We start from the raw sequence: 11,111 nt of genomic DNA, 5'->3' as shown, positions 1-11,111 counted from the left end.
GGTGCAGCGAGGCGTGCACGCCGCGCTGGAGCGGGTCGCGGGTGGCGCCGGGGCCGCCATTGGCGCGGACGGTGTTGCGGCGGGCGGAGGTGACCGCGCCGCGCTGATGCAGAGCCACCAGCGCGACCGTCACGGCGGCGCGGGATCCGCCGCGCAGCAGCGCGAGGGCGGAGGGCGGGAGCTCGGCGGGCCGGGGCCGGCGGGCACGGAGCAACACCCCCGCGAGCAGGATCTGGGCGCAGGCCGCTCCGATGAACCACCACATCTCCGTAGGCATTTCAACCACCCCCAGGAGTGGTGTGCCCGGAGGAGGGGGCTCGTCACGCGCGCATGGCCGGATTCAGAGCTTCATTTGAGGTTTGTGTCCGGTGGTGTCCCCGGCGGTGCTCCCTGTGGGGCTCAGGGGATCAGTTCGTCGGCGTGACCGTTGAGGGGCTGCGGGGTCCCGGTGAGATCGAGGACGAAGAGGGCGACGCCTATGTCGTCGGCCCGGGCGCGGGCCTCCGAGGCGTAGCCGGCGAGCGAGAACAGGACGCTGACGGAGGACGCGCTGAGCCCGTTGAGCCACAGGCACTCGACGGCGCGCAGCCCGACCGGCCGGGTCGACGGGTCGACGTGGGCGACGAGGCCGGGCCCGCGCAGGTCGACGCCGTCGGCGGACCGCTCGTCGGGCTGCAGGACGTCACGGAAGCCGAGCCAGCGCAGGTACCGCGCGGCGGCGGCGACCGCGTCGCGCGCGGTCCGGATCGTCAGCGGCCGGAACGGCGCTCGGGCCGCCACCGGCACCGGCGCGGTGGCGGGGAGCGGTATCCGTGCAGGCTGCGCCGGGTGCGTCGCGGGGGAGCGGTCCGCCGTCACCGGGTGCACCCGGACCCGGAGCACCGTCCCGCAGGGGCAGCCGAGCTCCGGCTGCGGCCAGTCGTCCGTACGGCCGCAGGCCGCGCAGCGGACCGTGACCCACTCGTCCGACCAGGTGCGGTGCGTCACCGGTTCTCCCGGCGCTCCGGCGATCAGCGGCGGGGTCACGGGCGCCCCGCAGGCGCAGGGGTAGGCGGGCGCCGCGTACGGCTGCGTCCGCCGGCACTCCGGACATTCCACCCGCACAGATTCGGACATGCTCACGTCGAACCATCCCCCTTCGTCCCGTCCCCCATGGTCCACGACGCCGCCGTCCGGCGGGGGTCGCTTTGGGACTCCCTTGACGACTCTCCGCCGCCGCGCCTAACCTGCTTCCGTATAGCAGAACAATACTTCCGCATTATGGAAACGGCTGGAAACGGCGCCCCGCCCGGGCAGCCCCGAGACCGTTTCCGCCTGGCCGAAGCAGGAGCACTCCATGCCCCGTATGACCGCCGCCGCAGCGGCCGTTGAGATCCTCAAGCGCGAAGGCGTCACCAACGCGTTCGGTGTGCCCGGCGCGGCCATCAACCCCTTCTACCGCGAGCTCAAGAACGTGGGCGGGATCGGCCACACGCTGGCCCGCCACGTCGAGGGCGCGTCCCACATGGCCGAGGGCTACACCCGGGCCAAGGCCGGCAACATCGGCGTCTGCATCGGTACCTCCGGCCCCGCCGGAACCGACATGATCACCGGCCTGTACTCGGCGATCGCGGACTCGATCCCGATCCTGTGCATCACCGGCCAGGCCCCGGTCTCGAAGCTCCACAAGGAGGACTTCCAGGCCGTCGACATCGCCTCGATCGCCAAGCCCGTCACCAAGGCCGCCACCACGGTCCTGGAGGCCGCGCAGGTCCCCGGCGTCTTCCAGCAGGCTTTCCACCTGATGCGCTCCGGCCGTCCCGGCCCGGTCCTCATCGACCTGCCGATCGACGTCCAGCTGACCGAGATCGAGTTCGACCCCGAGACGTACGAGCCGCTGCCGGTCTACAAGCCGTCCGCCACCCGTGCGCAGGCCGAGAAGGCCCTGAACTTCCTGCTCGAGTCGGAGCGGCCGCTGATCGTCGCCGGCGGCGGCATCATCAACGCCGACGCCTCCGACCTGCTGGTCGAGTTCGCCGAGCTGATCAACGTCCCCGTCATCTCCACCCTGATGGGCTGGGGCACCATCCCGGACGACCACGAGCTGGCCGCCGGCATGGTCGGTGTGCAGACCGCCCACCGCTACGGCAACGCGACGTTCCTCGAGTCGGACTTCGTCCTCGGCATCGGCAACCGCTGGGCCAACCGCCACACCGGTTACAACATGGACGCCTACACCAAGGGCCGGAAGTTCGTCCACGTCGACATCGAGCCGACCCAGATCGGCAAGATCTTCGCCCCGGACTACGGCATCGCCTCCGACGCCAAGGTCGCGCTCGAGCTCTTCATCGAGATCGCCAAGGAGCTGAAGGCCGCGGGCAAGCTCCCGGACTTCTCCGCCTGGGCCGCCTCCGCGCAGGAGCGCAAGGCCACCCTGCAGCGCCGTACGCACTTCGACGCCATCCCGATGAAGCCGCAGCGCGTGTACGAGGAGATGAACCGCGCCTTCGGTCCGGACACCCGCTACGTCACCACCATCGGTCTCTCCCAGATCGCGGCCGCGCAGTTCCTGCACGTCTACAAGCCGCGCCACTGGATCAACTGCGGCCAGGCCGGCCCGCTCGGCTGGACCATCCCGGCCGCCATCGGCGTCGCCACCGCGGACCCGGAGACCCCGGTCGTCGCCCTGTCCGGCGACTACGACTTCCAGTTCATGATCGAGGAGCTGGCGGTCGCCGCCCAGCACAAGGTCCCCTACGTCCACGTTCTCGTGAACAACGCCTACCTCGGTCTGATCCGTCAGGCGCAGGGCAACCTGGGGATCAACTTCGAGGTCAACCTCGAGTTCGAGAACATCAACACCCCGGAGATCGGCGTCTACGGCGTGGACCACGTCAAGGTCGCCGAGGGCCTGGGCGTCAAGGCGATCCGCGTCACCGACCCGGACAAGCTGGGCGAGGCGCTGGAGGAGGCCAAGAAGCTGGCCGTCGAGTTCCAGGTCCCGGTCGTCGTCGAGGCCATCCTGGAGCGCATCACCAACATCGCGATGAGCAAGACGGTCGACATGAGCGACGTCACCGAGTTCGAGGAGCTCGCGACCGAGCCCGGCCACGCGCCGACCGCGATCAAGACGCTCAAGGTCTGACCCTAGGTCTGATCCGACGTCCGACCCGACGTCTGACCCGACGTCTGACCCGACGTCTGACCCGACGTCTGGCCCGAGGTCTGGCCCGAGGTCTGGCCCGAGGTCTGGCCCGAGGTCTGACCTCGCGTCATACGGCGTCCGGCTTCGCGTGACACGCGCCCTGACACCGTGTCACGCGGCCGCCGGAGAGAGGCCCTCACCCCGATGAGTACCGGGGCGAGGGCCTCGCCGTTTCCCGGGCGCGCCTACGCCTACGCCTGCGCCCGTACGAGCGCCTCGCCGGCATCCGTCCAGTAATAGAGGACGGACCGTCCCGAGCGCCTGCGCCGTACGAGGCGGGCGTCCAGCAGTACCTTCAGGTGCCGGCCCACCGAGCCGAATCCCTGGCCTGTCAGTGCCACCAACTGGCTGGTGGACTTGGGGGATTCGAGCCGTACGAGGACGCCCGCGCGGGCCGCGCCGAGCAGCGTGCCCAGAGCGTCCGGCACCTTCGGGGCTTCCGGCTCCGCCAGGGTGCCGGAGCACGGGTAGACGATCGCGAAGCGCTCCGACCCCTCCCACGAGACCCAGCCCCGGTTGGGCGTCACGGGCACGAAGAGCAGCAGGCCGCCCTCGACCGAACGCGGCGGATATGCACGGGCGTTGACCTGGAGCCGGCCGTCGCCGAGCCAGCGCATCTTCCCGGGGCACAGCTCGTCCAGCGCCGCCGCCCAGCCGCCCTGGCTCAGCCGCGCGGTCCGCGCGACGACATCGGCCTCCATGATCCGCCGGCGCCGCGGCCAGGTCGGCAGCACCGTCTCCTGCCAGACCCACGTCAGGACCGCGGCCATCCGCTCCGGCAGGTCGGTCGCGTACCGCAGCGGCTCCGGCACAGGCCCGCCCAGCGAGACCGCGAGGTCCGCGACGGCCGCGGCCGGGTCCGCGTCGCGGACGACGGCCAGCTCCTCCTCGAAGCTCTGCTCGCCTTCGCCGAGCGGCGTCGGGGTGAGGAAGTCCGCGTTCCAGGTGGCCCCGAGCGCGGCCCGGACCAGCAGCGCGTCCACCGGATCGCGGGCCAACCGCGCCCGGTAGCGGGGCAGATGGGCGCCCAGCCAGAGCCGCTCACCCGGGTCCCCGGCGGCCGGGTGGTCCAGTGCCTTCAGCGCCGCGATCGTCTCCGCCAGCGGCGACACCACGAAACGGCTCTTCGCCAGTGCGTCGGCGTCGATCTGCCACCAGCCCATGTTTCGCCTCCCCGCGAAACTCTAACGGCCCCGTGCCGTCGCCTCCCAGACTCCCTCGCATGCGCACCTACCGCGAGCTGTTCCGTACCCCGGAGTTCACGCCCTTCTTCGTCACCGTGGCCGTCCAGATCGCCGCGCAGACCATGGCCGGCCTCGGACTCGCCACGCTCGTCTACCGCGACACGGGCTCGCCCCTGCTGTCCGCGCTCGCGATGTTCGGGCCGTCGCTGGCCCAAGTCTTGGGCGCGGCCACGCTGTTGTCCGCCGCCGACCGGCTGCCGCCGCGCGCCGCCATCGTAGGCCTCGCGCTGCTCTTCGCGCTCTGCACCGCCGCCCAGGCCGCACCCGGCCTGCCCGTGGCGGCCGTGTTCGCGGTCCTGCTGGTGCAGGGCCTCATCGGCTCGGTGGGCGGCGGCGTGCGGTTCGGGCTGCTCGGCGAGATCCTCTCCCGCGACGGCTACCTGCTGGGCCGCTCGCTCCTGAACATGGCCGTCGGCCTCTGCCAGATCGGCGGCTTCGCGGCGGGCGGGCTGCTGGTCGCCCTGCTCTCGCCGCGCGGCGCGCTGCTGACCGGCGCGGCGCTCTACCTGGCCGCGGCTCTGTGCGCCCGCGTCGGCCTGTCCCGCCGTGCCCCGCGTGCCGCGGGCCGTCCGTCCGTCACGGAGACCTGGCGGGTCAACGGACGGCTGTGGTCCTCCCCGGCCCGCCGCCGGGTCTACCTCGCGCTCTGGGTGCCCAACGGGCTGATCGTGGGCTGCGAATCGCTCTTCGTGCCGTACGACCCCGGGCACGCGGGCCTGCTGTTCTCCTTCGCGGCGCTGGGGATGCTGGCCGGCGACCTGGCCGTGGGGCGCTTCCTGCCGAAGCGGTGGCGCGGCCGGCTCGGCTCGCCGCTGCAGGCCCTCCTCGCCGCCCCGTTCCTGCTGTTCGCCCTCGACCCGGGCCTGCCGCTCGCGGCCGCCGCGATCACCGTGGCCACGGTCGGGTACGGCGCGAGCCTGCTGTTCCAGGAGCGGCTGATGGCGCTGACGCCTGAGGAGTTGAGCGGGCAGGCGCTCGGGCTGCACGCCTCGGGGATGCTCACGCTCCAGGGTGTGAGCGCGGCGCTGGCCGGCGTACTGGCGCAGCACACCTCGGTGACGGCGGCGATGGCGCTGCTGGCCGGCGGCTCGCTCGCGGTCACGGCCGCGCTCGCGTACGCAGAAGAGCGCGGAACCAGGGACCGTAAACCTGGTTCCGCGCTCTCGTTGGTTACCGCCCGACGGTGCGAGGCTGGCGCGACAGGACGTTCGCGCCGCCGGGCGGAGCATGCGAAGCCCCGGAGCAGATAGGGCCTCGAAGTCTGGAGCTGGGGACCGCGGCGACGGCGACGGGTCTTCCGGCGTCCCTTCCTTCAGGTCAAGAAGGGGGCCGGTGTGCCCTTACCACCGCACTGGCTCGCACGCCGCCGCGGTCCTCAAGCCGTCCGGACCTCGACCACCCCTCATCCGGGCCGAGATCCGGACTGCGTACCGGACTTGACCTCCCGTCAAATCCCGTACGCGGTCTGGGTGTTGCTGGTGTTGCTGTGCTGCCGGCGATCAGTCGCGCAGGGCGCGAACCGCCTCCTCCACGCGCTTGCCGTAGTCCGCGTCGGCGGCGGCGAAGTGCGCGAGGTTCTTCTCGATGACGTCCTCGCGGGAGACCTGGGACAGGCCGCCGGCGATGTTGGCGACGAGGCGGTTCTTCTCGTCCTCGGACATCAGCCGGTACAGCTCGCCGGCCTGGAAGAAGTCGTCGTCCTTGGTGTGCAGCGGGGCCGCGTGGGCGCCGGTCCAGCCGTGGATCGCCAGCGGGGCGGAGAGCGCCTCGTCGGTCTGCGAGGGACCGGAGTACGAGTTGGGCTCGTAGTTCTTGTCGTGGCGCGAGCCCTGGCGGGTGGCCATGAAGCCGTCCCGGCCGTAGTTGTCGGCCGTGGTCGCCTTGGGGGCGTTCACCGGCAGCTGGGTGTGGTTGACGCCGAGGCGGTAGCGGTGGGCGTCCGCGTAGGCGAACAGGCGGCCCTGGAGCATCTTGTCCGGCGACGGGCCGATGCCCGGGACGAAGTTGTTCGGGGAGAACGCGGCCTGCTCGACCTCGGCGAAGACGTTGTCCGGGTTGCGGTCGAGGACCATCCGGCCGACGCGCTGCAGCGGGTAGTCGGCGTGCGGCCACACCTTGGTGAGGTCGAACGGGTTGAAGCGGTACTCCGCGGCCTCGGCGGCCGGCATGACCTGGACGTACAGCGTCCAGGACGGGTTCACGCCGCGCTCGATCGACTGGAGCAGGTCGGTCTGGTGCGAGTTGGCGTCGCTGCCGACGACCTCGGCGGCCTGCTCGCCGGAGAGCGAGCGGATGCCCTGGTTCGTCTTGAAGTGGTACTTGACGAAGAAGGCCTCGCCCGCCTCGTTGGTCCACTGGTAGGTGTGCGAGCCGTAGCCGTTCATGTGACGGTACGAGGCCGGGATGCCGCGGTCGCCCATGAGCCAGGTCACCTGGTGCGTCGCCTCGGGGGCGTGCGCCCAGAAGTCCCAGACGTTGTCCGGCTCCTGCTTGCCCGTGAACGGGTCGCGCTTCTGGGAGTGGATGAAGTCGGGGAACTTGATCGGGTCCTTGATGAAGAACACCGGGGTGTTGTTGCCGACGAGGTCGTAGTTGCCCTCTTCGGTGTAGAACTTCACCGCGAAGCCGCGCGGGTCGCGGACCGCGTCCGCGCCGCCGAGCGAGTCGGCCACGGTGGAGAAGCGGATGAAGAGCTCGGTCTTCTTGCCGATCTCGCCGAGGAAGTCCGCCTTGGTGTAGGCGGTGACGTCGTCGGTCACCTCGAAGAAGCCGTACGCGCCGGAGCCGCGGGCGTGGACCACGCGCTCCGGGATGCGCTCCCGGTTGAAGCGAGCGAGCTTCTCCAGCAGGTGCTGGTCCTGCAGGAGGATGGGGCCACCGACGCCGGCGGTGGCGGAGTTCTGGTTGTCGGCGACCGGGGCGCCGGACTCGGTCGTAAGCACGCGCTTCGACATGGTGACCTTCCGTACGGGGAGCTCTGCTGACATCTGTGACGGTCCGAGGAGCGTAAATACGCCACGAACAAGACGTCAACAGTTTGTTGAAATTGAAGTGTGGGTGTTCCGGACGGCGACGGCGCCTGGGCGCGACAGGACAGGTGTCAGCGCCGCCGCCGCCCGGAAATCTGGGCCCCGTTACGGGGCGGGGGGTCAGACCTGCTGGCCGGAGAGGCGCTCGACGGCGCGCAGCAGGGCCGAGTGGTCCAGGCCGCCGTCGCCCTGAGCGCGCAGGGAGGCGACGAGCTGGGCGACCACGGCGCCGACCGGGAGGGCCGCGCCGACGTTGCGGGCGGCGTCGGTGACGATGCCCATGTCCTTGTGGTGCAGGTCGATCCGGAAGCCGGGCTTGAAGTCCCGGTTCAGGAAGTTGTCCTTCTTGCGGGTCAGCACGGTCGAGCCGGCCAGACCGCCGTTGAGGACGTCCAGGGCGGCCTGGAGGTTCACGCCGGACTTCTCGAGGAAGACGACGGCCTCGGCGCAGGCCTGGATGTTGACCGCGACGATCAGCTGGTTGGCGGCCTTCACCGTCTGGCCGGAGCCGTGCGGGCCGCACAGGACGATGGTCTTGCCGAGGGCCTCGAGGATCGGCAGGGCCTCGTCGAAGTCGGCCTGCTCGCCACCCACCATGATCGACAGGACGGCCTCGATGGCGCCGGCCTCGCCGCCGGACACCGGGGCGTCCAGGACGCGGATGCCCTTCTCGGCGGCGTTCTTCGCCAGGTCGACCGAGGTCTGGGGGGTGATCGACGACATGTCGACGATCAGCGCGCCCTGCTTGGCGTTCTCCAGGATGCCCTCGGGGCCGTAGGAGATGGCCTCGACCTGCGGGGAGGCCGGCACCATCGTGACGATGACGTCGGCGTCCGCGACGGCCTCGGCGATGGACGCGGCGGAGGTGCCGCCGGCCGCGGCGAGCCGCTCCAGCTTGTCCTGCTCCAGGGTGAAGCCGGTGACCGAGTAGCCGGCCTTGATCAGGTTCTCGGACATGGGCGAGCCCATGATGCCGAGGCCGATCCACGCGATCTTGGGAAGGTTGCTCATGGTGAGGGTGCCTCTCGAAAAACTGGTGGTACGGGAAGAAGTCAGCGGGCCGCGCGGGCCTCGGCCGGGAGCCACTCGAAGGACGCGGCGGCGTCGGCGGCCTTGTACTCCAGGCCGACCCAGCCGTCGTAACCGGCCTTCTTCAGCTCGTCGAGGAGCTGCTCCAGGGCCAGGTCGCCGGTGCCCGGCGCGCCGCGACCCGGGTTGTCCGCGATCTGGACGTGACCGGTCTTGTCGGCGTACTGCGCGATGACCTGGCTGACGTTCTCGCCGTTCATCGACAGGTGGTAGATGTCGAGCAGGAACTTGGCGTTGCCGAGTCCGGTGGCCGCGTTGACCTTGTCGACGACCTCGATCGCGGAGGGCGCGCTCACCAGCGGGTAGAGCGGCGACTCCGGCTTGTTGAGGGTCTCGACGAGCAGGATCGCCCCGACCCGGTCGGCCGCGCGGGCCGCCAGGACCAGGTTCTCCAGGGCGAGGTCGTCCTGCGTCTGCGGGTCGACGCCCTCGACGCGGTTGCCGTAGAGCGCGTTGAGCGCCTTGCAGCCCACCGAGGCGGCGAAGTCCGCCGCCACGTCGATGTTGGCGCGGAACCGGTCGGACTCCTCACCCGGGAGGGAGAGGGCGCCGCGGTCCGGGCCGGGCAGCTGCCCCGCGTAGAAGTTCAGGCCCACCAGCTGGGTGCCGGCGTCGTCGAGCGCCTTCTTGAGGGCGTCGAGCTCGCTCTGGGCGGGCGTGGGGGAGTCGATCCAGGGCCACCACAGCTCGACCGCCGTGAAGCCCGCCGCGGCGGCGGCCGCGGGGCGCTCCAGGAGCGGGAGTTCCGTGAAGAGGATCGACAGGTTCACATCGAAGCGCTGGTCCGTGTATCCCATGAGGGGCGGCGCTCCTTCCGTATTGCGGAAGTAAGTTTCTGTCTGACGGAATGTTGCACGGCGGGGCAGGGAGGTGTCAAGGGGGGTCGTGCGAGGTCGGCGCGGTTCGGGGGCCGTACGGGGGGCCGGGAGGGGTGCTCCCGACCGGACGGTCGGGAGGTGTGGCAATTCTGTAATGTCCGGTAATCGGGGCAGTTCCACAGGGAATCCACAGCTCAACTTATTCACTCCCGGGGGTGACCGGCCCATTTCCTGTTTCGTTAAGGTGTCGGGCCGACCGACGCCTTTTTCGTGGAATGGCTGATTCGCCGTGCAGGGCGTGATCATGAGAGCGCAATGAGAATTGACACACTCTCGGCGCGCTGCGCAGAATCGCCGTGCTCGCTCACCCGGCGGGCAAAAGGTACGAACCAAACGGGCAACAATTGGGGGAGAAATGAGCATGCGCAAGAGTCTGGCCGTCATGGGTGCCAGCGCCCTGCTGGCTCTCGGTTCCAGCGTCGCCCTGGCGCCCTCCGCGTCCGCCGCGACGGCCGGCTCGGGCCAGGCGTCCGCCACGGCGCAGTCGGCCCAGGGGCAGGTCAAGTCCAGCGGTGCGGTCACCAAGTCCCTCGACAAGTCGACGGGCCTGGCCGCCGCGGCCAAGGGTGAGGTCAACACCCTGGCCAGCTGCTGGAACGGCTCCACGTCCGGCCGGTACATGTACATGACCTGTTCCGGCAACGGCTACCGGGTCTACATCGACTGCTCCAACGGGTACCGGTACACCTTCGGCACGTACTACTACGGGACCTTCAACCACACCATGTGGTGCCCGTCCGGTACCTACGCCATCTGGGGCGGCTCCATCGGTGGCTGATCCATCGGCGGCTGATCCCGCCACGCCCGTCAGGGCATGATCCACGCCGAATTCGCGGCCCGTCCGGACGGGTCGCGAATTCGGTCCTTTCGTGCGTTCGGCAGTCGGAATTCCCTGCTCCGCTCCTTCTCATCTGTTTCTCATAAAGCTCTCATCGGTATCTGGTCGGCCCTGGCAATCATGATCTGGCGCACCGATGCGCGGAATTTCGAGAGCGTCGAGATCGACAGGGGATCCCATGTTGAAGCTGCAACCTTTAAACCGTGTGGTGCTGACTTCCGCCGCCGCGCTGCTCTCGGTCGGACTGCTCGCCGGGTGCGGTGACGGCGCGAAAAGCGAGGTCCCGTCCGGCGGGGGCAAGGCGAGCCCGACCGACAAGGCGAAGGACCCGGGCTCCGGCGCCCCGGACACCGACGCGCTCAAGCTCGTGCGCTGCCTGCGGGAGAACGGGCTCACGGTCGACGACCCCGCGCAGAACGGCAACCTCTCCATCCAGGTCACCGAGACCCAGGACCAGGCCAAGATCGACAAGGCCCAGAAGGCCTGCCAGAAGTTCGCCGGCCAGGGCGGCTCCGGCGGTGGCGGGGCGGCCCAGGGCAAGGAGAGCGAGGAGCACAAGACCTGGCGGCTCAAGGTCGAGGCCTGCATGCGGAAGAAGGGCTTCGAGATGGGCAACATCAAGACCGGCCAGGAGAAGGAGCACGAGACGGTCACCAAGGCGTGCTACCAGGAGGCCGGCCCGGTTCCGGGGCAGGGCGGGCAGTGAGCGGCATCGACCCCGGTGGCGGCCCCCCGGGGCTCGGGCCGGTCGTGGACGAGCCGCCCGGCGGGCGGATCCGAGCCCCCGAACAGGCCGCCCGCGGCGAGGCGACGCGGGTCGAGGAGGCCCGCGCCGAGCAGACCCGGGCC

The 11,111-nt window shown here is 70.4% G+C and carries 10 protein-coding genes; 4 read left to right on the top strand and 6 right to left on the bottom strand.

The window, feature by feature from the left end:
- Positions 1-277, bottom strand: a 277-nt coding sequence (locus VIU94_RS00830) for a TIGR04222 domain-containing membrane protein (RefSeq protein ID WP_331906395.1), incomplete at its 3' end; no start/stop codon positions are given.
- 122 nt (positions 278-399) lie between these two features.
- On the bottom strand, positions 400-1,116 hold the full coding sequence (locus VIU94_RS00825; RefSeq protein WP_331906393.1) for a hypothetical protein: 717 nt from the start codon (positions 1,114-1,116) through the stop codon (positions 400-402).
- A 220-nt stretch (positions 1,117-1,336) separates the two neighbouring features.
- On the opposite strand from VIU94_RS00825, the gene gcl reads away from it, so the two are divergent.
- Positions 1,337-3,124, top strand: a complete 1,788-nt coding sequence (gene gcl / locus VIU94_RS00820) for a glyoxylate carboligase (protein WP_331906391.1) — start codon at positions 1,337-1,339, stop codon at positions 3,122-3,124.
- A gap of 251 nt (positions 3,125-3,375) precedes the next feature.
- Here the strand turns inward: gcl and VIU94_RS00815 are convergent, their stop codons facing one another.
- A complete protein-coding gene (locus tag VIU94_RS00815) occupies positions 3,376-4,347 on the bottom strand; it encodes a transcriptional regulator (protein WP_331906389.1) in 972 nt (323 codons plus the stop codon).
- Positions 4,348-4,406: 59 nt separating this feature from the next.
- On the opposite strand from VIU94_RS00815, the gene VIU94_RS00810 reads away from it, so the two are divergent.
- Positions 4,407-5,678 (top strand): MFS transporter, encoded by a 1,272-nt coding sequence (locus VIU94_RS00810; RefSeq protein ID WP_331906387.1) that lies wholly within the window; start codon positions 4,407-4,409, stop codon positions 5,676-5,678.
- A 249-nt stretch (positions 5,679-5,927) separates the two neighbouring features.
- Here VIU94_RS00810 and VIU94_RS00805 read toward each other — a convergent pair whose 3' ends face one another.
- From VIU94_RS00805 to VIU94_RS00795, 3 genes are all read right to left on the bottom strand, one after another.
- Positions 5,928-7,382: a catalase gene (locus VIU94_RS00805; RefSeq protein ID WP_331906386.1), complete on the bottom strand. Its 1,455-nt coding sequence runs from the start codon at positions 7,380-7,382 to the stop codon at positions 5,928-5,930.
- A gap of 195 nt (positions 7,383-7,577) precedes the next feature.
- Positions 7,578-8,468, bottom strand: a complete 891-nt coding sequence (locus VIU94_RS00800) for a 2-hydroxy-3-oxopropionate reductase (RefSeq protein ID WP_331906384.1) — start codon at positions 8,466-8,468, stop codon at positions 7,578-7,580.
- A 41-nt stretch (positions 8,469-8,509) separates the two neighbouring features.
- Positions 8,510-9,343 carry a TIM barrel protein gene (locus VIU94_RS00795; protein WP_331906382.1) on the bottom strand — a complete coding sequence of 278 codons (834 nt, stop codon included), beginning with the start codon at positions 9,341-9,343 and terminating at the stop codon, positions 8,510-8,512.
- Positions 9,344-9,785: 442 nt separating this feature from the next.
- On the opposite strand from VIU94_RS00795, the gene VIU94_RS00790 reads away from it, so the two are divergent.
- Positions 9,786-10,202 (top strand): hypothetical protein, encoded by a 417-nt coding sequence (locus tag VIU94_RS00790; protein ID WP_331906380.1) that lies wholly within the window; start codon positions 9,786-9,788, stop codon positions 10,200-10,202.
- Between the two features lie 238 nt (positions 10,203-10,440).
- Positions 10,441-10,968, top strand: a complete 528-nt coding sequence (locus VIU94_RS00785; protein WP_331906378.1) for a hypothetical protein — start codon at positions 10,441-10,443, stop codon at positions 10,966-10,968.
- Positions 10,969-11,111 lie beyond the last annotated feature (143 nt).

Origin of the sequence: Streptomyces sp., from assembly GCF_036566765.1 — a bacterium.
Taxonomy (GTDB): domain Bacteria; phylum Actinomycetota; class Actinomycetes; order Streptomycetales; family Streptomycetaceae; genus Streptomyces.
Note: the sequence above shows the minus strand (reverse complement) of the source record. Positions and strands in the feature narration are given on the sequence as shown.